We start from the raw sequence: 20,997 nt of genomic DNA on the forward strand, positions 1-20,997 counted from the left end.
CAATGGTCAGGACCACACCACCGGCGCCGGTCGACGTCACGGCGCTGTTCCCGGCGCTGGCCGCGCACGCGGCCGGTGCCACCCGGCTGCATCCGCGACGCGGCACCACGTCGCGGCGGCGCAGCCATGTCGGGGGTCCACTGTGGTGGCCGGCCGACGAGCCGTGGCCCCTGTGCGACGCCGTGCACGTGGTTCCCACGCGCACGCCGGTCCCGCCGCCTTTACTGGCGCGACTGCGGGCGGCCCGGCAGAACCGGAACTGGGAGGACGGCGCCGCGGTCCTCTCCGAACTCGCGAGCGAGATACCGGGGTTCAGCGGCGTCGACCGCCGCGACGGCACCGCGCACGGGCACGTCGCGCGGCCCGAGCCGGAACCCACGCCGTACGTGGCCGTCGCGCAACTCCGGCTCGCCGACGTGCCCACGCTCGACCCGCCACCGGGTACGGACCTGCTCCAGGTCCTCTGGTGCCCCAACGACCACGACCTCGACGGTGGCTGGGCTCCCGCGGTCACCCTGCGCTGGCGCGCGGAGAGCGACCTCCCGGCGCGGCGCGGTGAGCCGCCGCCGAAACCCGCGGCGAGCGAGGCGCGGTACCTGCCGCACCCGTGCGCGCTCAGCCCCGAGCCGGTCACCGAGTACCCGTGGTGGCAGGACCTGCCCGCCGACCCCGGCTTCGACGTGCACGCCTGGGACCTCGAACACGGCGGCCGCTACCACCGCCAGCTGGCCACCGCGCCCGGCTGGAAGGTCGGCGGCTGGCCGGCGTGGCCGACCACCGACGCCGTCCCGGTGCTGTGCGGCCGTTGCGGCGACCGGATGTCGCATCTGCTCCAGGTCGACAGTGGTGAATGGGGAGACCCGTCGCGCTGGCGCCCGGTGGAGGAGAGCGGCCTGCGCGCCGGAACCGCCGCGCACACGGCGGCGACCGAGCCGACCGGCGTGATCGTCGGGCAGTGCGGGATGTACCGGGTGTTCCGATGCGTGCGCTGCCCCGACGAGGTGCGGGTCAACCTTCAGTGAGGTGGGCGTGTCCGGCGTGCGGGCACGCCCACCCCTCGGGTTCTAGCCGCGGCGCCACTTCTGGTTCGCGCCACCGTGGCAGTCCCACTGGACCAGCCCGGTGTGGTTGGCGGTGCCCCACCCGGAGACGTCGACGCACTTGTTCGACTGCGGGTTCACCAGGTCGCCCGCCGCGCTGAGCACGAACTGCTGGGCCGGGTTGCCGCTGCAGCCGACGATCTGGATGATCGCGCCGTTGTCGCGCGAGCCCCACGCCACGTCCATGCACCGGCCGTTGGTGCGCAGCGTGCCGTCGCCGGGGTTCGTCCACTGCTGGTTCGGGCCGGTGTGGCAGTCGAAGATGGTCAGCTGCTGGCCGTCGTTCCACGTCGGCGCGTCGATGCACTTGTTGGAGTGCTGACCGATGAGCCGGCTCGTGCCGCCATTTCCGCCACCGGTGGTGGTGAGGCTGAGGCCGTACACGCCGAGGATCTCGTTCACCGGCTGGAAGAACGTGGTGCCGCCGGTGGAGCAGTTGCCCGACCCACCCGACGTGACGCCCTGCGCCTGGTTGCCGGAGATCCAGGCGCCACCGGAGTCGCCGCCCTCGGCGCACGCGTTGCTGCGGGTGAGCCCGTACACCGCGCCCTGCGCGTAGTTCACGGTCTGCTCGCGGGCCTGGATCGTGCCGCAGCGCCACCCGGTGGTGCGCCCGGACCGGCACACGCTCGCGCCGATGGCCGCGTCCTGCGAGCCCGCGACGGTCACGTTGCCGCCGGAGTAGTTGTTGACCCACGGCTGCGGGGTCCAGTTGCCGTTGGTCTGCACCCAGCCGTAGTCGTTGCCGGGGAACGACGAGCCGCGGAACGTGCCCTGCGAGACGTTGTTGAACCCGAGGGTCGGCGAGCCGACGCCGCCGCAGTGCCCGGCCGTGACGAACCCGCCGGCGACGGCGAAGCCCACGGAGCACAGCGTGTTGCCGTTGATGACGTACTGGTCGCCGCCGCGGATGTCGTAGAGCGGCTTCGGCGCGTCTGTGCCGGTCACCACCCGCACGTCCACAATGGACACACCCGCGGCCGCGACGAACGCGCGGGCCGCGCCCTCGGCGGCGGCCGCGACCACCACACTGTTGGTGGCGACGTCGACGTACCAGCCGTGCACGTCGGTGGATGCCTTCGTGGCGTCGAGCTTCGCGCGGATGCCGTTGAGCGCCTTCTCGGACCTGGTGACCACGACCGGTTGGCCGCCGGCCTGGCGCACGGCGTCGGCCTTCGCGCCGTTGGTGATGGCGACGGTCAGCTTGCCGGCGTCGGCGGGGATCCAGGCGCCGGCGAAGCTGTCGCCGGTGGCCGCGCGGGCGGCCTTCTCGACGACGGGTGCGGCGGCCTCGGTCGCGAGCCGGCCGCGGATCTGGTTGTCGGTGAGGCCGAGGTCGCGGCGCATGGCCTCGACCATGCCGGCGTTCAGGCCGTCGAGGGCGGGTGCGGGGGTGGGTTTCGCGCTCGCCGTGGTGGAGGCCAGTGCGGGGACGGCCGTGAGCGCGAGCGTGATGGCAAACGCGCCGGCGAGGACGCGCGGACGGGGAGGCATGGACAGGTCCCTTCGACGACGGCCGGGCGGGGCCGTGACGGTGGTCTAGACCAGAGAGCGCTTTCTGCAGTCTGGTTCACGCGGTGACGCCTGTCAATGCGTTCGCTCGTTGCGCGCTGTCTCTTCCTGGGTCGCTTGTTGCGCGTCGCTCCTCCCGTGCCGCTTGTTCCGGACGGCTTGTTCCGGACGGCTTGTTCCGGACCGCCACCTGCGCGGCCCCGGTGCGCGCCGCCACCCCGTGCCCGCCGATCTTGCAGTTATGGCCGCACCTATTTCCACCTATGTCCCGCTTTACCGGCGGCCACGAGTGCAAGATCGGCGGCGTGAGGTGACACATGTGCGTCTGGCAGGGGCGGCGCGCCGTTGGGCGGCGGGCGGCGCGGGGCGACGCGTGGGCTTGCGGGCCGGGGTGGGCCGGCGTGCGGGCGGCCGGTTGGCGGTGGCGAGGCCGGGCGCAGGCCCCGCATGCGGGGGCGGGGCGCGGGCGGCCGGGCCGGGGCGGTGCCGAGGCATGCGGGGTGGGCGGGGCCTCCGTGGGCAGCGGACGGGGGGACCGCCGCCCACGGAGGGGTCAGGGCGGGGCGGCCAGCGCACCGGGGGGAGGGTGAGTGGCTGGCCGCCCTGCGAATCGAAGGAGCGGGGGATCCGCCGGATCTGTTACTGGCGGGCGGGCACGCTGAACTCCTCCATCGCCATCAGGGGGCGCAGCGCCCGCTCGATGTCGGGGCTGGAGAAGGCGCGTCGGATGTTCTCCCTGGCCAGCACGTTGCCGAGGCCGCCCATGACCATCGCCTGGTCCAGGGACAGGTGCCGGCGGGCTACCGTGCCGCTGCGCACCGCCACGGAGTCGTAGAAGCCACCGGGACCGTAGGCGCCCAGGTTCCGCTTCAGCTTGGCCAGCGTGTCGACCGACTCGCGTGGGGCGTAGCGCATCGCCAGGAACACCGCGTGCGGGGTGACCACGCCGTCCCCGTAGGTCACGGGCGGGCCGGGCGGGCGGCAGGTGCCGAAGCCGGGGTCGTAGTTGGTGCCCTCCTTGTCGGACGGGTAGCCGCCCGGATCCATGCCCATCGCCTCCACGCCGTACACGCCGTAGCCGCCGAACGGGTTGGACGCGGGGGAGAAGCCCCAGTAGCCGTACTTCGCGTCGTTCATGCCGTGCTCGATCTGCCCGCGCACGGTGGCCGGGTGGTTGCGGCCCCAGCTTCGCGGTCCCCAATGGTCTTCCGGAACGAACAGGTCGGGCATCAGGGCCTCGAACATGTCGCCGCCCCAGCTGGGAACGAACTTGATGCCGCGGTATTCGTAGGCGCCCTCGTACACCGGCACGCCGAGGTAGTTACGCGTGACGCCGGTCGGCTGCTGCTCCAGCCACGACCAGTCGCACGACGCCGGGAACGTACGGTTCGTCGCGAAGTAGTGCTCACGCGGGATCTGGCCGAACGCGATGCCGAGGTAGCTCGCGATGCGCGGCTCGGTCACGGTGATGTCGTAATGGTTGCAGGTGTAGAAGACGTCCGGGCCGCGGTCGCGGTAGTTGCCCACGACGTTGCACTCGGGTGGGGTCAGCGGCTCCTCGTCCCAGAAGCCGCCGCGGATGAGGCCGGGCAGGCCGTTGCCGCGCGCGTCGGGGTTGTAGTAGAAGCCGAAGTCCATCTTCGACAGGATCGCGGCGGCCTTCGACCGCTGCTCCGGGACCACGTTGCGCACCACCACGAGCGCGGCAGCCAGCCACCCGTTGTCCACACTGGACAGGAACGGGTTGCGCGGGCTGCCGTCGTCGGGCCAGGTACGGATCTTCGCGCCGTTCAACGGGTCGTACCAGTTGTAGAACATGCCCGAGGCGGGGTGCCGCTCCAGGCGCTGCAACGTCTGCAGGGTCTTCCCGATGCGGTCGGCGGCCTCGCGGCGCGAGATGAGCCCGAGGTCCCGGGCGACGACGGCCGACCACATGTACCCGCCGATGTTCGTCGGCGACGTGTACCGCGAGCGGCTCGCCGGGGTCAGGTCGCCACCGATGTAGTCGGCGACGAGCCCGGTCTCCCGGAAGAGCATCGCGTCCATGGACTTCCAGGTGTCGGCCGCGTACTGGTTCAGCACGCGGGTGTCGGCACCGGACAGGCCCTGTGTTCGTGCCGGTTCGGCCTTGGCGGTACCGGGGTTGAGCGTCAGCAGTAGCAGAGCCACCACCGGCGCGGCGATCAGGCGTCGCATCGTCACCTCAATCCGGGTCGTGGGGGCCGCAGCTCCGGCGGACGACGAGCTGCGTCGGGAGGACCTTCGTGCGCGCCGGCCCTGTCTCTGCCGACTCTGTTCGTTCCTTGATGCGGTCGTGGAGCCAGCGCGCCGCGGTCGCGCCGAGGTCCCGCATCGGTTGGCGTACGGTGGTCAGCCCGACGAACCGGGCCGTCATGACGTCGTCCCACCCCGTCAGCGCGAGGTCCGTCGGAATGTCCAGGCCGTAGTCGGCACAAGCTTCCTGGACCCCGAGAGCGACCTCGTCGTTGGCGCAGATCACGGCCTGCGGGCGGGTGCGGCGCTTCAACAGGGTGACCGCGGCCTCGTGGCCGGCCGTCACGTCGAACGCGCACCGCAGCGGTGCCGGCGGTCTCACTCCGGCGTCGGCGAGTGCTCCCGCGATGCCGGCGTACCGGCCGGCCACGTCGGGCGAGCCGGCCGGGTCACCGAGGAACGCGAACCGGCGGTACCCGTGGCCGAGCAGATGCCGGGCCAGTTCGGCGCCGGCGGCCTCGTTCTCCGCGGTCACGGTGTCGGCGCCCGCGACCGGCGGCCGTGCGAGCAGCACCACGGGCGGACCGCTGGCGGCGATGGCCGCCACCACGTCGTCGGCGACCGTCTGGCCCATGACGACGAGCCCGTCGACACGGCCGGCGAGGTCGAGCACCTGCGCGGTCGGGTCGGCGCGTCCCCGGGTGCCGAGGATGAGCACGCTGCGTCCGAGGTCGGCGGCGGCCTCCTCGTATCCGAGGAGCACTTCGGCGTAGTAGGGGCCGATGAGGTCGGGGAACACGATGCCGTTGGCCGCATGCCGTCCCTCGGCGAGCGACCGTCCCAGCCGGCTGGGCATGAAGTTCAGCTCGGCGACCGCGGCCTCCACCCGCGCGCGGGTTGCCTCGGCCACCAGTCCCGGGTCACGCAACGCCCGCGACACGGTGGCAATGGAGACCCCAGCCCGCTCGGCGACGGCGTAGATGGTCACGCCGCGGGTGGATGTAAGCGCTTTCATCGCCACCAGCGGACCATACCACCCCATCGAGGCCGGCGAATCTCGATCTTGCTGCCTCTGCCCGATGACGCACCCGACCACCGAGGCGGGCCGAGCCCGCCGCGTGTGCGGCCGGGATGAACCGCGGACCCTCGCTCGGCAGCGCACCGGCCCGGACAGGCGCGGCACCCCGGAAGCTCGGCACCGGTGCCGAATGGCCGCGCGCCGGCCGGGTGCCCGCGCGCCGGCCGGGTGCCCGCGCTCCGGCGCCGGATGCCCGCGCTCCGGCGCCGGATGCCCGCGCGTCGGCGCCGGGGGCAGCGCCGATCTTGCACTCGTGGCCGCACCTATTTCGGGCTATGTCGCCTATTTCAGGGGCCACAACTGCAAGATCGGCGCGCGGACGGCGCGGGGCGCGGGTGCGGCGCGCGCGGGGGCGCGCGGGCGCCGGGCGCGGGCGCGGGGCGTGGGAAGGGCGCGGGGCGTGGGAAGGGCGCGGGGCGTGGGAAGGGCGCGGGGCGTGGGGCGTGGGAAGGGCGCGGAAAGGCGCGGGGCGCGGGGAGGGCGCGGGCGCGGGGAGGGCGCGGGGCGCGGCGCGCGGGGCGCGGGGAGGGCGCGGGGAGGGCGCGGCGCTCAGGGAGGGCGCGGGGCGCGGGGAAGGGTGCGGGGGTCGGGGAAGGGGAAGGGTGCGGGGCGCGGGGGCGGGGAAGGGCGCGGGGCGGAGTACGAAGTGGCGGCTGCCCATCGGTCCGCCGTCGGTTCGCCACCGAGGCCCGCGACGCGTTCCGACAGGCCCGCGAGGCCGAGGCCGAGGCCGGTCGGGGCGGCGCCGGCGTCGGTGTCCGCCAGGGTGCCCCCGGCCGCGCGCAGTTCGTCGGGCAGCGACGGGACGCGGGTTCCGGTGGCGACCCAATCGGTGTCGGCCGGGGCCATGTGTGTCCCTCCCGGCTCCGGGCGCCGGCACCCTGCAGGATTCTGGCATGGCAACGTACCTGTTGAGCGTGATGTATCCGGCCGGCCGCACGCAGCCGGAGCCGGAGCGGCTCGCGCGGATCACCGCCGACGTCACGGCGCTGCACGGGGAGATGGCGGACGCCGGCGTCTGGGTGTTCGGTGGGGGGCTGGCACCGGCGTCCTCGGCCACGGTGGTCGAGGCCCGGCGCGACAGCGAGCCGCTGATCGTCGACGGTCCGTTCGCCGAGGGCAAGGAGTACCTCGGCGGGGTGAGCATCATCGACGTCCCCGACCTCGACGCCGCGCTCGAATGGGCCGAGCGCCTGTCGCGGGCCGCCACGGTGCCGATCGAGATCCGGCCCTTCCTCGGGTGAACGACCTCGAGGACCTCTACCGCGCCGAGTACGGGCGCGCCGTGGCCGTGCTCACGCGCGTCACCGGTGATCTCGACATCGCCGAGGACGCCGTGCAGGAGGCCTTCGCCGCGGCGGCCGCGCGGTGGCCGTCCCACGGAACGCCACCGAGCCCGGCGGGCTGGATCATCACGACGGCGCGCAACCGCGCGATCGACCGGTTGCGGCGCGAGACGCGCGGCCGCGACAAACACGCGGAGGCCGCGCTGCTCGCCCACGACGACGAGCCGCACGACGAGGGCGCCGTCGAGGACGACCGGCTGCGGCTGATCTTCACCTGCTGCCACCCCGCGCTGGCGCCCACCGCCCGCGTGGCGCTGACGCTGCGCCTGCTCGGCGGCCTCACCACCGCGGAGATCGCACGCGCGTTCCTCGTGGCGGAGCCGACGATGGCGCAACGCATCGTGCGGGCCAAGAACAAGATCCGGGACGCGCACATCCCGTACCGGGTGCCGTCGGAGGCCGACCTGCCGCGCCGGATCGACGGCGTGCTCGCCGTGGTCTACCTCATCTTCAACGAGGGGTACGCGGCGTCGTCGGGTCCGCTGATCCGCGCCGACCTGTGCGCGGAGGCCCTCCGGCTCGGGCGGCTGCTGGTGTCGCTGCTGCCGGCCGAGCCGGAGGTGTCGGGGCTGCTCGCGCTGATGCTGCTGGTCGAGGCGCGCCGGCCGGCCCGGCAGACCACCGGCGGCGCGCTGGTGCCCCTCGACGAGCAGGACCGGTCGCGGTGGAACACCGGGCTCATCGACGAGGGCGTGGCACTGCTGCGCGACCACCCCGGGCCGTACCAGCTGCAGGCGGCGATCCACGCCGTGCACAGCTCGCCCGGCGGCACCGACTGGACCCGCGTGCGGCACCTGTACGACCGGCTCCTCGCCGTCGCGCCGACGCCGGTGGTGGCCCTGAACCGCGCGGTGGCCGTCGCCGAAACGGAGGGACCGGAGGCGGCCCTGCGCCTCCTCGACGCCCTCGACCTGGCGAAGTACCACGTGTTCCACGCCGTCAAGGCCGACCTGCTTCGCCGCCTCGGCAGAACGGCGGAGGCCGCCGAGGCGTACGACGCCGCGATCGCGTTGGCCGGCAACGACGCCGAGCGCGGGTTCCTCACAGCCCGGAGGCAAACGCTGACCGGCGGACGTACCCACTGACATGCGGTTGAAAGGCCTGTTGGCGCTGGCCCTCGCGATCGGGCTCGTGGTCGTCGTCAGCCTGGTGCGCACCGGCGACCGCCGTGACCTCTCCGCCGCCGGCGAGCCGCCGCCCGGGCTGGCCGGCCGGATCACCGCGTTCCTCGCCACCCAGTACGCCGAGCAGCCCTACCGCGACCCCACCGACGACGAGAAGCGGGCCGCCGTCGCGGAGCGGTACGCCGACCTCGGGTTCACCACCGTCGAAGGCGTCGACGAGGTCACCGGGCGGCGGTACGCGCTGCACACGTCGCCGGCCGACGACCGGGCCTGGGGCGCGGTGCTGGTCGACCTGTCGGAGCCGACCCGGCTCGCGGTCGAGGTGCCGCACCCGCGCACCGACATCGGCACCGAGTGGATCGGGCTCGACCTCTTCCGCGCCGTGCCCGGCAGCACGCTGCTGATCGCTGGCGCCCACCGCCGCGCCGCCGGCGAACTGGCCGACGTGGCCCACAACGAGCACTCGCTCTACCAGGCCCTGTCGGTGGCGTTCGCGAAGGCCGGCGTGCCGCAGATCCAGGTGCATGGCTTCGCCGACCTCAACCTGCCCGACCACGACATCGCCGTGTCGACCGGCACCGACGAGGCGAACCCGCTCGCCACCCGCGTCGCCGAAGATCTCGCCGGGGCCGGCTTCGACGAGTGCCGCGCCTGGGCACAGCGCTGCGGCCGCTTGGAGGGCACCACCAACGTCCAGGCCAAAGCGGCCGCCGCGGAGGGCGCGGCGTTCGTCCATGTCGAGCTGAGCAACCGCGTCCGGACCGACGGGGGCCGGCGCGCCGACCTCATCGGCGCCCTGGCCGGCGCCGCTTAAGGGCGGCGCCGCGTGATGGCGGCAGTTTGGCCATTCGGCAGCCGTACCGGCGCTTTCTCGCGATGATCGGTACCGGATCGCGAGAACGGTTCATGGGGGCGAACGTGAGCGCATCGTCGGGGCGGTGGTCGCTGGCCAACCTGAGCGTCCGAACGAAGGTGATGAGCGCCGTCGGTACGGCCGCGCTGGTGGCGGTGCTGGTCGGCACGGCCGGAATGATCGGCCTGAAGGAGACCAGCGACGTCGCCGAGCTGATCTCGACGAGCAACGTCGCCAGCATCACCGCGGTCGGCCGGCTCCGGGTGGCGGTGGTGCAGGCGCGGGTCGACGCCGCGAACCAGGCGCTGTCGACCACGGACGCCGCCACGAAGACCTTCGGCGACCGCTTCCTGGCCGACATCGACACGTTCGGCGCCGCGATGAAGGACTACCGGGCCAGCAACCCGGCCGGCAATCCGGCGACCATCGACAGCCTGGACGCCACCTTCGACGAGTACGCCACCGTGGCGAAGACGAAGCTGCTGCCGCTGGGCGAGGCCAACCAGCTCGCCCAGTGGGCGGCCGTGCGCGACGCCGAGACGCTCCCGCTGCTCGAGAAGATGACCGGGTACCTCGACGAGCTCGACGCCACCGAGGCGGCCGACGCCGTCAGGAACGCCGACACCGCGAAGACCGTCTACAACTCCAACCGGATCCTGTCACTGTCGCTCCTCCTGGTCGGTCTGGCCGTCGCCCTCGGGCTCGGCTTCGTGATCGCCCGCTCCATCGTCCGGTCGCTCACCAGGGTCAGGGAGACCTGCGAGGCGCTCGCGGCCAACGACCTCACGCGCACCACCGGGCTGACCTCGCGCGACGAGACGGGCCAGATGGGCAGGGCACTGGACGCGGCCGTCGTGTCCCTGCGCGGAACCGTCGGCACCATCGACGAGTCGGCGTCGTCGCTGGCCAGCGCCTCGGAGCAGATGAGCAGCACGTCGGCGCAGATCGCCGAGTCGGCGAGCACCGCCTCGATCCGGGCGCAGGCCGTCTCGGCCGCCGCCGAGCAGATCTCGCGCAGCGTCGACACGGTCTCGGCCGGCTCCGAGGAGATGGGCGCCTCGATCCGGGAGATCTCCCAGAACGCCGCCGAGGCGGCCCGGGTCGCGTCGGAGGCGGTGTCGGTGACGCAGAGCACGTCGGCGACCATGGGCAAGCTCGGCGAGTCGTCGGCCGAGATCGGGAACGTGGTCAAGGTGATCACGTCGATCGCGGAGCAGACGAACCTGCTGGCACTGAACGCCACCATCGAGGCCGCGCGGGCCGGCGACGCCGGCAAGGGGTTCGCGGTGGTCGCCTCCGAGGTGAAGGACCTGGCCCAGGAGACCGCCCGCGCCACCGAGGACATCGCGCGCCGGGTGCAGACGATCCAGGCCGACACCGAGGGCGCCGTCACCGCCATCGAGGAGATCGCGCAGGTGATCGCCCGCATCAGCGACTACCAGACGACGATCGCCTCGGCGGTCGAGCAGCAGACGGCCACCACGGCCGAGATGAACCGCAGCGTGTCGGAGGCCGCCACCGGCACCGCCGAGATCTCCGAGAGCATCATCGAGGTCGCACAGGCCGCGGCCCGCACCAGCGACGGCGTCGGCGAGACGCAGACCGCCACGTCGGAGCTCGCGCGGATGTCCTCCCAGCTGAGCAGCCTGGTGGCCGGTTTCCGGGTCTGACTCAGAGGCGCCGCACCGAGCGGAACTTCGTCGCGAAGTGGCCGCCGCCGTCGAGGATCGCCGGGCCGCCGAAGTCGCCGAACGTGGGGCCGTTGGCCTTGCTGCGGCTGGACAGGAAGCGGTGGTGACCCGAGTCGTCGACGCCGAGGTAGATGCCGGAGTGGTCGGCCTGGGGGCCGTCGGTGCCGTCGAGGTTGAAGAAGACCAGGTCGCCGTTCTGCATCTTGTTGAAGTCGCGCACCTGGGTGCCCTTGTCGGCGGCGATCGCCACACCCGGGCCGAACTGGTTCATCGCGAACGCCCGCCGGGGCAGGCCGACGCCGGCGGTGTTCTGGCTGCGGACCGGGTAGCCCAGGCGGTAGCCGTACACCATGCGCACGTATCCGGAGCAGTCGAGGTCGCCGTTGCGGTCGGGCTGCGGCTGCGACCGTCCGCCGTCGGTGAACTGGTACTGGATGCCGAGGTAGTCGAAGAAGTCGGAGTTCTCGGCCCGGCCGTCGGGGTCGGTCTCGGAGAACGGACCGAAGTCGGCGTCACCGGCGATGCGCACGCCCTTGGCGTCCTTCTGCGCCGGCGCGCCCTGCACGTACTGCATGGCGATCGCCAGCGCGTCGGGGCTCTTGTCGGCGAGCGCGGCGGTGAGCCACGGCTTGTACCAGGCCGCCTTCTCCTGGCCGGCCTTCCACTCCTGCGGGGCCAGCCGGATCCAGGCGTCGGTGGTCACGGTCGCCTGGGTGAACTTCGGCTCGGCGAACCGGCGCACGGCACCGGACAGGCGCACGGTGCGGGCGCCGTCGGTGAAGACCGCCACCACGCGGCCGCCGGCGTCCTTGGCGATCGTGCGGTTCGGGTCGGCCGCGCGCTGGTAGACCAGATTGGACGCGTCGGCGGGCGGCACCGACGCCGAGGAGCCGGCCACCTCCAGCGGCACGCCCTCGACGGCGACGTCCTCGGCCGGCTCGGCCGTGCTCTTCGGCGACCCGCCGACCCGCTGGAACCCCAGCCAGGCCAGCGCGGCGACGACGAGGCATCCGGCCAGCAGCACGCTCACCAGAACCGACCGGTCGTTCCGCCCGCTCATGCGACTCCTCTCTGGTTACAGCGCCGGCGCCGGAGCGCCGGCCCGGTTACAGCGCCGGCACCACGCCGGCGAGGATTCCGCTGATCATCACGCCGTAGGTCGCGGCCGACACGATGCCGGTCGCCAGCATCGTGGCGGCCGGCGGCTGCCGGATCAGCTGGTACACGATCAGGCCGGGCGCGATGAAGCCCAGCGTCTGGTGCACGAACAGCAGGGGAAGCTCGCCCTGGATGATCAGGAAGAGCGTCAACTGCAAGAGGACGCCGAGCAGCACGATCGCCGCGAACAGGCGCTTGCCGTAGAGGATCGTGATCTTCAGCAGGACGGTCATGGCCAGGTAGGTCACGATCGTCATCGCGAAGATCACCACGACCTGCAGGTAGTCCTGCACCATCGCGATCGCCAACCAGCCCGGGGTGATCATGCCGCCCGGGGAGAGGTTGGTGGTCAGGTAGCACAGCAGCGAGAAGACCAGGCCGACGCCCAGGCTGAGCGCCGCGGTCTGCGGGTTCAGGTCGATGACGATCATCGGGTCGGCAGCTTCTCCAGCTCGTCGAGCAGCGCCTCGCCCTGGCCGTGGATGTTGCCGACCGCGCACACCGACGCACCCGGTCCCACGGCCTTCAGCATCGCGTCGAGCAGCTCGGGCGCCGGTCGTCCGCCACCGAGGTCGACGATGCGCTTCTGGAACTCGCTGGGGATCGTGGCGGCGGCGCTGCGGGTCGGCTCGCCGATCAGCACCACCCGGTCGGGTCGCAGCTTCGGCACGATGCCACCCATCTGGCCGTTGCGCTCCACGCGGTCGGGTCGGCAGTTGATCAGCAGCGTCAGGGGCCGGCTGATCAGCCCCTGCCGCCCCAGCTGTTGAATGTTCTGCAACGTCGACTCCGGATCGTTCGCCGCGAACACGTTGGCGAACCGGATGGACGTGTCGCGTACCTGATACTCCTTCACCGTGAGTACGCCGGGATCGGGCGGCGCGTTCCACATCCCGTTCAACGCTGCCTGCCGTGGCACACCGAGCCGCCCGGCCACCTCGAGCGCGATCGCCACGTTGTCCTTGAACGTGAAGTAGCTGAACCCGCGCATCTCCTCGTCGGTGACCGACTCGGGGTCGACCACCACCAGGTCGCACGTGCGCTTGGCGGCCTCCTGGTACAGCACCGGCAGCCGCTCCCGCTCGGCGGTGACGCAGATCCCGCCCACCGGCATCGACCGGCTGAGCGACCGCGCGATGTCGTCGAGCGTCGGACCCATCTCGGCGACGTGGTCCTCGCGGACGTTGCTCAGGACACCGATCGTCGACTGGATCAGCTTGGTTTGGTTGACCTCCTGCAGCGCCGGCATCACGGCCATGCACTCGATCACCAGCACGTCGGGGGAGAACGCGGCGGCGCGGCGCACGATGCCGACCTGCTCGATCACGTTGGCGATGCCGAACTTGCGGTAGACCGGCTCCTCGGTGGCGTCGGGGTAGATGAACCGCGCCGCCGTGCCGGTGGTCTTCGCGACCACGATCTTGCCGCCGCCGCGCAGCGCGCCCGCGCACAGCCGGGTGATCGAGCTCTTGCCGCGGATCCCGTTGACCAGCACCCGCTGCGGGATCTTGTTCAGCTGCGAATAGTGGTTGCGCTGCTCGATGATCCCGGCGACGAGCAGGATGAAGCAGCCGATGACGAACACGATGTACATGAACGACATGCGGTCAACGTCCCCGTTTCGACGCGCGCCGCGCGCCGGGTCCGTCGGCCCGTTTCGGGCGGACGATCGGCAGCACCATCGTGATCTCGCGGCCGATGCCCTTGAGCCGGGCCGCGCCCGCGAGCCGGGTCGTGCCCTCGGCCATCGTCTGGCGCACGATGTCGAGGCACACCGCGATCGCGCCGATCTCGTCGTGGCGCACCGGGCAGACGGTGTCGCGCACGTCGCCGTCGGCCAGCTTCTCGGCCGCCTCGGCCATCTGTCGCAGCGGACGGATCACCACCAGCCGGTACCAGGCGAACAGCAGCACGGCGACCACGAGCGCCAGGAACGCGACCAGCCAGGTGCCCCGGTTCAGGTCGTTCTGCGGCAGCCGGAACGCCGCCAGCGACCGCTCCGACACGACCGCCCACTTCACGTCGGGCAGGGTCTCGTCGCCGCCGATCAACGTGCCGGCCAGCAGCATCCGGCTGCCCTGCGACGTGCCGATGCTGGTGCCCGCCTTATTGGTCAACGCGGCGGTCGCGGCGTCGCGCACCGGCTTCGCGGTCGGCACCCGGAACGGCACGTACCCGCCGGTGTCGAAGATCGTGCGCAGGTCGCCGTCGACCACCCGCACCCGGCCCTCCGCCCGGCGCAGCAGGCCCGACAGGTACCGCACCCCGAACTCGGCGATCACCGTCTGGCCGTCGGCGACCTGGAGGTAGGCGTACACGACGGGCACCGCGCCGGTCACCCGGTCGAGCTTGACGCCGTTGCCGGTCGGCGGGGCGGCCTGCTGGCGGGCCGGCTCCTCGCCGACCACCAGCACCGGCTTGCCGGCGCCGTCGACCACGTACGCGCTGCGGACGTCGCCGTCGTCGACGAGTTCTCCCAGCGGCGCCCGGAACGGCTCCGGGTCGAGGGTGGCCGCGCCCGCGCGGGTCCCGTTGACCGGTGCCGACGCGGAGGGTGATGGTGCCGCGGACGCCGCGGGGTTCGGGGACTTCGCCGCCGCGGCGGTGGCCGCGGCCGTCGCGGCCTGGCGCAACCGGGTGACGCCGCCGGTGAGCCCGTCGCGCAGGGCGACAGCCGCGCCCTCGACGTCGTTGCGGGCGTCGACGGAGACCTGCGCCGGCACGCTGTCGGCGCCGCCGGCGTAGCGACCGGCGACCGCGCCGCACCAGCCGAGCACCGCGACCGCGCACAGCGCGACGATCGTCAGCGCCGACACGCCGCCCGGCCGCCGCCGGCGGGCCTGGTCGGCGAGCGTGCGCGGCGGCCGGCGGGGGCCGTTGGCGATCTCGGCGAGAGCGGCCGAGATCCGGGCCGCCTCCCGCTGGACCGGCAGCGACACCTTCTCCGGCGTCTCGCCGCAGGCCATCGCCTTGGCCTGCGCCAGTACCCGCGACACCGGGCGGATGAGCGCGAAGTGGAGGACGGCCAGGATCAGCAGCGCCACCACGACCAGCGCCAGCCCCGGCTCGAAGCCGCGGCCGCGCTCGCCGTCGACGACCCGAGCGGCGTGGGTCACCGACACGACCGAGAGGCCGGAGTCACCGATCGGCGCGGCGGCGACCACCGGGGCCAGCCGCCGGGTCTGCTGGGTCTGCGGGTCGGTGAGCGTCACGAGGGGACCGGTGACGCCGGCCGACCGGTCGTCGGCCTTCTCGATCGCCCGGGCGATGAGCCGGTTCAGCGGCTCGTTCTCCGGCGCGATCTGCGCACCCTGCGGCGAGTAGACGGTCGCGACCGGCACGGCCGGCGCGGCACCGGGTGGGGCCGACGCGCCGGCGGGCGGGGTTGCGGCTGCGGCGGGCGGGGTCGCGGCGGCGGGCGCCGGGCCGGCGATGAACACGCTCTGCTGCGCCTCGGTGTTGAGGCGGAGCACGCGGAGATCGATGCCCGCGACCGCCGCGAGCACGCGTCCACCCGGCAGTTCTGCGGCCACGACGACGTTGAGCGCGGTGCCGACGGCCACCGGCACGGCGGCGCCGGGCACCGCCTTGGCGGCGGCGTCGGGCGGGAGCGCCTCACCGCGTAGAGCGACGGGCGCCCGCTGCTGGTTGAGGATCGCGGCACCCTTCCACCGGCCGCCGGTGACGACCACCGCGGCCAGCAGCCGGTCGGGCTCCTTCTCCGAGACCGCGCCGAGCCGTTCGGCCGTGACGCCCAGGCTCTCTATGCCCGAGTTGATCACCGCGCGTTGGGTGCCGGCGAGCCGCCCGACGAGCTGCTTCTGCGAGTCGACGACGGCCTCCGGCACCGCCCGGTCGCCCGACCCGCCGAGCACGGCCAGGCACAGGCCGGCCACCAGCAGCAGGCACCAGAACGACATCAGCGCCGGCACCTTGATGCCGGCGGGGAAGCGTGCGCGCGGAAGTTGCCGGTCCAGGCAGATGCGCCGCCACTCGGCGGCGGCATCAGGCGTGAGGCCCCTCAGTTCCTGGGTGAGCCCACGTGGAAGCCTGGGCCCGACAGCGGCGGATCTGGTCGGTGCCCCCATATCCGGTCGGTACGTGCCGGAACGGGCTCTCGCTTTTGCGTGTGACGCGGGTCACATTCGCGTTACCGGTCCGTTATGGACGGCCGCTGCCCGGCACCTCGACGTCGAGGCGGATCACGAGCCCCGTGCCGCTACGCGCGGGGCCACGGATCGCTCCGCGAAGCGCTGATCATCGCCGGCGAGGCCTGCACGAACGTCCACCGGTGGCCTTCGGGGTCGGCCGCCGTGTAGGAGCGGAACCCGTGCTGCGTCACCGGCTCGACGATCGTCGCGCCCCGAGCCCCGGCCCGGGCCAGGTGGGCGTCGAGGTCGTCGACGAACAGCCAGGTGCCGTGCGTCACCGGGTCCCCGCCGGGGTCGCCCTCGTTCCCGCCGGGGTCGCCCTCGAACAGCAGCACCGACGTCCCCTCGAAGTTGAGCTCGAGCCACGACGGCCGCTCGCCCTCGGCGGGCACCTTGTCCCACGTCGTGAGCCCGAACGCGTCGACCAGCCACCGCGCCGCGGCCGCCGGGTCGCGGTAGTGCAGGCCCACGGCGGTGCGTGCCAACCGGCGCGCGGGCCGGCCGGCGTCGTGGTCGCGGCACCAGGGCACCAGCCAGTGCAGGACGTTGGGGAAGAACAACGCTCCGGGACGCACATCAGCGCCCGGCAGCACCGAATGCTCGACGCTCACCCTCGTGCCGGTGGGCGTCTCCGCGAAGCGCACGTCGACCTGCGTCTCGTCGACGCTGCTCAGGTAGGTGAGCCGGCGGCCCGGTTCCCAGACGGTGACCCGTCCCAGCTCGAGTGAGGTGTCGTCGGCGTACAGCTCCAGCACGCGTCCGCCGACGCCGGGCTCGATGCGCTTGCCGACCGCCCGGCCGAAGTCCCAGTTGTTGATCGGCCCGGGTACCCACCAGCGCCCGATCTCTTCGGTGAACGCCGTGAACGCCGTGGCCGGATCGACCTCGACCTCCACGGAGGCCTTCGCGGATCTGGTACTCACGCGTCCTCCCGGTGTTCCTCCACGTACCTCTTGAACGAGCCGAGCTGCTCGGTCCACTGGGCCTGCAGCTGGTCGAGCCACGCCCGCAGCGCGACGATCGGCTCGCGGCGCAGGTGGAACACCCGCAGCCGCGCGTCGCCGGGCACCCGCTCGTCGGCGACGACCCCGGCCGCGAGCAGGATCCGCAGGTGCCGGCTGATCACGGGGGCCGACACCCCGGTCGCGCGCGCGAGCTCACCGGCCCGCCGCGGGTGCGCGCCGAGGAGGCGCACCACCTCCCGCCGCGTGGGATCGCCGAGCACCTCGAAGAGCGCGTCCACCTCGGCCATCCTCTAATAGTTAGAGCTAGGCGCAACTATTGTCAATCCGGCTCACGAGCCGGCCGCGGCGCGGACCTATGGTTAGATTAGGCTTGCCTAACAGCAATCGCAGGGGAGATCGAGGGTGACGACCACACAGGTAGTGGCGCCGTGGCGGCAGTTCACCGTCGAGGTGGCGGCGGTCACGCGGCTCAGCCCGTCGTTCGTGCGCCTCACCTTCGCCGGTATCGACCTCGACAGGTTCGCCGACAACGGCTACGACCAGCGGTTCAAGCTCATCTTCCCGGTGCCCGGGCACGGGTTCGCCGACCTGCCCGGTGGCGCGGACTGGTACGAGCGCTGGCGGGCCCTGCCCGAGAACCGGCGCAACCCGTTCCGGACGTACACCGTGCGCGGGGTGCGGCCGGACCGCAACGAACTCGACGTCGACGTCGCGCTGCACGGAGAGACCGGGCCGGCGTCGCGGTGGGCGGTCAACGCGAAGGTCGGCGACCCGCTCGTGCTGCTCGGACCCGACGCCGGCTTCACCGGCGACCACGGCGGCATCGAGTTCCGGCCGCCGGCCGACGGGTCCACCGTGCTGCTGGCGGGCGACGAGACCGCCGTGCCGGCGATCTGCTCGATCCTGGAGCGGCTGCCGGAGCACACCCGTGGCGAGGCCGTGCTGGAGGTTCCGCACGCCGCCGACCGGCTCGCGGTCGCCGCGCCGGCGGGCGTCGCGCTCACGTGGGTCGCACGAGAGGGCGCCGCTTTCGGCAGCGCGCTGATCCCCGCCGTGGTCGCCGCCGCCGGCCGGCTCCTGCCCACCCCCACCGGCGAGGTGGACGCCGAGCTGGCCGACATCGACGTCGACGAGTCGATCCTGTGGGAGGTTCCGGCCGCGACCCCGGACCTGCCGCTCTACGCGTGGCTGGCCGGCGAGGCGGCCGTCATCCGCACGCTGCGCCGGCACCTCGTCGCCGAGCGGGGCATGGACCGCAAGGCGGTCGCCTTCATGGGCTACTGGCGCCTCGGGCGCGCCGAGAACTAGCCCCTGCGCCGACCGCCCTGATCGCCGTTCGAGGAACGAACGTCAGCTCACGCTGCAGTTTCGTTCCTCGGACAACGATCAACAGACACCCGCACCCCCGGTTGGTAGTGCCCGCCGAGTTGTGGGCCGGCCGCGCCGCTCGCGGTCGCGCCGTTGTCGAGGCGCCCGCCGATCTTGCACTTGTGGCCGCCTCTATTCGCGGACATGTCGTGTTTTTGGGGAGGCCACAACTGCAAGATCGGCGGAGGAGGGGCGTCGTGGGGGGTGTGGGGTCGCGTTAACGGGGCGGCAAAACTGGAGGGATAGCGTGCACGCGTGGAGATCAGCGTCGCGGTCGCGCAGCCGGTGTGTGTGGCGTTCGATGTGACCGCCAACGCGCGGGCACACGCCGACCTGGTGTATGCGGCCGGGGCCCGGGTGGTGGTGTTTCCGGAGTTGTCGTTGACCGGGTATGAAATGACCGCGCCGGAGCTGGATCCGGCCGACGACCGGCTGCGTCCGTTGGTCGTCGCGTGCGCGGAGACGGGCTCGGTGGCACTCGTCGGCGCACCCGTGGCGGGACGTTGCATCGCGAAGCTGGCCGTGACCGGATCCGGGACGCGCGTCGTCTACCGGAAGCTGTACCTCGGCGGCGCTGAACCGGCGCGATTCGTCGCGGGCGACGCGCCTGCCGTTCTCGCGGTGGACGGGTGGCGGCTCGGGCTGGCGATCTGCAAGGACGCGGGGGTGCCGGAGCACGCGGCCGCGACGATGGCGCTCGGGTGTGACGCGTACGTGGTGGGTAGCGCGAAGCAGCCCGACGAGGTGGCGCTTCAGGACGAGCGCGCGCGCCGGGTGGCGACGGGGTACGGGGTGTGGGTGGCGGTGGCGAGCTACGCCGGGTCGACCGGCAGCGGCGAGTACGCGCCCGCGGCCGGGTGTTCGGGGATCTGGCGGCCCGACGGCACGCTCGCGGCGCGGGCGGGTGCGGGGGTCGGTGAGGTCGTGCGCACGGCCTTCGAACGGGCTCCTGAAAGGGCTTCTCGAAACTTTTCCGAAAGTAATTGACGGGTCCCGATCCGTCCTGCGATCCTCCAATCTACTGAGGTCGATGCTCCGCCCTCCTCCCGCGGTGCCCGCTGCCGCCGGCGAGCCACCTCGTCCCGCCCAGCGTCACCGGGCCGGACCGGAGGGTGCGCCTTGCCAGCGCCCGTTTCCGGGCCGGCCGCCACCCCGGAATGGAGCACAGGAATGCAGGGGAGACCCCTCAGTTTCCGCCACAGAACCGCCCTCGCCGTCGGCGCCGCCGGCCTCATGGCCGTCACCGGCGCCGTCTTCCTCCCCGGCTCGGCCAGCGCCGCCAGCACGCTGGGCGCCTCCGCCGCCGAGCGCAACGGCCGGTACTTCGGTACGGCCGTCGCCGCGTACAAGCTCAGCGACTCGGTCTACCAGACGATCCTGAACCGCGAGTTCAACAGCGTCACCCCCGAGAACGAGATGAAGTGGGACGCCACCGAACCGGACCAGGGCCGGTTCACCTACGGAAGCTCCGACCAGATCGTCAACCACGCCCGCTCGCGGGGCATGAAGGTCCGCGGCCACGCCCTGGCCTGGTACTCGCAGATGCCACCGTGGGCCCAGCGGATGGAGGGCGCACCGCTGCGCCAGGCGATGCTCAACCACGTGACCAACGTGGCCACCCACTTCCGCGGCCAGATCGACTCGTGGGACGTGGTGAACGAGGCGTTCGCCGACGGCAACAGCGGCGGGCGGCGCGACACGAACCTGGAGCGCACCGGCAGCGACTGGATCGAAGCGGCGTTCCGCGCCGCGCGGGCCGCCGACCCGAACGCGAAGCTCTGCTACAACGACTACAACACCGACGACTGGAGCCACGCCAAGACCCAGGGCGTCTACCGGATGGTGCGTGACTTCAAGCAGCGCGGCGTGCCGATCGACTGCGTCGGCTTCCAGTCGCACCTGAACAACCAGTCGCCGTACCCGTCGAACTACCGCACCACGCTGTCGAGCTTCGCCGCGCTCGGCGTCGACGTGCAGATCACCGAGCTCGACATCCAGGGCGCGAACCCGACCTGGTACGCCAACGTCGTCAACGACTGCCTCGCGGTGCCGCGGTGCAACGGGATCACGGTGTGGGGCATCCGCGACAGCGACTCGTGGCGCTCGCAGCAGACGCCGCTGCTGTTCGACAACGGTGGCAACAAGAAGGCGGCCTACAACTCGGTGCTCGCCGCGCTGAACAACGGCCAGCCGCAGGACCCGTCGAGCCCGGGGAACCCGTCGTCCTCGTCGAGCTCGTCGCAGCCGCCGAACCCGGGCGGCGGATGCTCGGCGACGGTGTCGCTCAACCAGTGGAACGGCGGGTACGTGGCCTCGGTGCGGGTCACCGCCGGATCGTCGCCGATCAACGGCTGGACGGTGTCGATCCCGCAGGCGGCGAACGTGACCAACTCGTGGAGCACCACCCGCAGCGGAACGAACTTCGCCAACGTCGACT

Annotated in this window: 17 protein-coding genes; 8 read left to right on the top strand and 9 right to left on the bottom strand. The window is 72.7% G+C overall.

The window, feature by feature from the left end; translation table 11 throughout:
* Positions 1-2: 2 nt before the first annotated feature.
* The gene (locus Voc01_RS15465; RefSeq protein ID WP_203928108.1) at positions 3-1,022 is read left to right on the top strand and encodes a hypothetical protein; all 1,020 of its coding nucleotides are present in this window, start codon (positions 3-5) and stop codon (positions 1,020-1,022) included.
* Between the two features lie 42 nt (positions 1,023-1,064).
* Here Voc01_RS15465 and Voc01_RS15470 read toward each other — a convergent pair whose 3' ends face one another.
* The 3 genes from Voc01_RS15470 to Voc01_RS15480 form a co-directional block, all read right to left on the bottom strand.
* Positions 1,065-2,594 (bottom strand): ricin-type beta-trefoil lectin domain protein, encoded by a 1,530-nt coding sequence (locus tag Voc01_RS15470; RefSeq protein ID WP_203928109.1) that lies wholly within the window; start codon positions 2,592-2,594, stop codon positions 1,065-1,067.
* Between the two features lie 657 nt (positions 2,595-3,251).
* Positions 3,252-4,808, bottom strand: coding sequence for a glucoamylase family protein (locus tag Voc01_RS15475; RefSeq protein ID WP_239160219.1), 1,557 nt, complete (start codon positions 4,806-4,808; stop codon positions 3,252-3,254).
* Positions 4,809-4,815: 7 nt separating this feature from the next.
* Positions 4,816-5,841 (bottom strand): LacI family DNA-binding transcriptional regulator, encoded by a 1,026-nt coding sequence (locus Voc01_RS15480; protein WP_239160223.1) that lies wholly within the window; start codon positions 5,839-5,841, stop codon positions 4,816-4,818.
* A gap of 959 nt (positions 5,842-6,800) precedes the next feature.
* Between Voc01_RS15480 and Voc01_RS15485 the strand changes: the two genes are divergently transcribed.
* The 4 genes from Voc01_RS15485 (at position 6,801) to Voc01_RS15500 (ending at position 10,897) form a co-directional block, all read left to right on the top strand.
* A complete protein-coding gene (locus Voc01_RS15485; RefSeq protein WP_203928111.1) occupies positions 6,801-7,148 on the top strand; it encodes a YciI family protein in 348 nt (115 codons plus the stop codon).
* Positions 7,145-8,335 carry an RNA polymerase sigma factor gene (locus Voc01_RS15490; RefSeq protein ID WP_239160220.1) on the top strand — a complete coding sequence of 397 codons (1,191 nt, stop codon included), beginning with the start codon at positions 7,145-7,147 and terminating at the stop codon, positions 8,333-8,335. Before Voc01_RS15485 ends, Voc01_RS15490 begins: the two co-directional genes overlap by 4 nt.
* Before the next feature lies 1 nt (position 8,336).
* Complete coding sequence (locus tag Voc01_RS15495) at positions 8,337-9,188, top strand: hypothetical protein (RefSeq protein WP_203928113.1); 852 nt, start codon at positions 8,337-8,339, stop codon at positions 9,186-9,188.
* Positions 9,189-9,292: 104 nt separating this feature from the next.
* The gene (locus tag Voc01_RS15500; protein ID WP_307781573.1) at positions 9,293-10,897 is read left to right on the top strand and encodes a methyl-accepting chemotaxis protein; all 1,605 of its coding nucleotides are present in this window, start codon (positions 9,293-9,295) and stop codon (positions 10,895-10,897) included.
* A gap of 1 nt (position 10,898) precedes the next feature.
* Here the strand turns inward: Voc01_RS15500 and Voc01_RS15505 are convergent, their stop codons facing one another.
* From Voc01_RS15505 to Voc01_RS15530, 6 genes are all read right to left on the bottom strand, one after another.
* Positions 10,899-11,978 carry an NlpC/P60 family protein gene (locus Voc01_RS15505; RefSeq protein WP_203928115.1) on the bottom strand — a complete coding sequence of 360 codons (1,080 nt, stop codon included), beginning with the start codon at positions 11,976-11,978 and terminating at the stop codon, positions 10,899-10,901.
* A gap of 46 nt (positions 11,979-12,024) precedes the next feature.
* Positions 12,025-12,507 (bottom strand): poly-gamma-glutamate biosynthesis protein PgsC/CapC, encoded by a 483-nt coding sequence (locus tag Voc01_RS15510; RefSeq protein ID WP_203928116.1) that lies wholly within the window; start codon positions 12,505-12,507, stop codon positions 12,025-12,027.
* Positions 12,504-13,679 (bottom strand): poly-gamma-glutamate synthase PgsB, encoded by a 1,176-nt coding sequence (gene pgsB / locus Voc01_RS15515; protein ID WP_203928117.1) that lies wholly within the window; start codon positions 13,677-13,679, stop codon positions 12,504-12,506. The genes Voc01_RS15510 and pgsB overlap by 4 nt, the downstream gene beginning before the upstream one ends.
* A 4-nt stretch (positions 13,680-13,683) precedes the next feature.
* The gene (locus tag Voc01_RS15520) at positions 13,684-15,996 is read right to left on the bottom strand and encodes a methyl-accepting chemotaxis protein (RefSeq protein ID WP_203928118.1); all 2,313 of its coding nucleotides are present in this window, start codon (positions 15,994-15,996) and stop codon (positions 13,684-13,686) included.
* Between the two features lie 299 nt (positions 15,997-16,295).
* Positions 16,296-17,150, bottom strand: a complete 855-nt coding sequence (locus tag Voc01_RS15525; protein ID WP_203928119.1) for a VOC family protein — start codon at positions 17,148-17,150, stop codon at positions 16,296-16,298.
* Positions 17,147-17,479, bottom strand: coding sequence for an ArsR/SmtB family transcription factor (locus tag Voc01_RS15530; RefSeq protein WP_203928120.1), 333 nt, complete (start codon positions 17,477-17,479; stop codon positions 17,147-17,149). Before Voc01_RS15530 ends, Voc01_RS15525 begins: the two co-directional genes overlap by 4 nt.
* A gap of 115 nt (positions 17,480-17,594) precedes the next feature.
* Between Voc01_RS15530 and Voc01_RS15535 the strand changes: the two genes are divergently transcribed.
* The 3 genes from Voc01_RS15535 to Voc01_RS15545 all read left to right on the top strand — a co-directional run.
* Entirely contained in the window at positions 17,595-18,500 is a 906-nt protein-coding gene (locus tag Voc01_RS15535) for a siderophore-interacting protein (protein ID WP_203928121.1), read from the top strand.
* Between the two features lie 321 nt (positions 18,501-18,821).
* The gene (locus Voc01_RS15540; protein WP_203928129.1) at positions 18,822-19,547 is read left to right on the top strand and encodes a carbon-nitrogen hydrolase family protein; all 726 of its coding nucleotides are present in this window, start codon (positions 18,822-18,824) and stop codon (positions 19,545-19,547) included.
* 183 nt (positions 19,548-19,730) lie between these two features.
* Positions 19,731-20,997, top strand: a 1,267-nt coding sequence (locus Voc01_RS15545) for a glycoside hydrolase family 10 protein (RefSeq protein ID WP_203928122.1), incomplete at its 3' end; no start/stop codon positions are given.

Origin of the sequence: Virgisporangium ochraceum, assembly GCF_016863655.1 — a bacterium.
Taxonomy (GTDB): domain Bacteria; phylum Actinomycetota; class Actinomycetes; order Mycobacteriales; family Micromonosporaceae; genus Virgisporangium; species Virgisporangium ochraceum.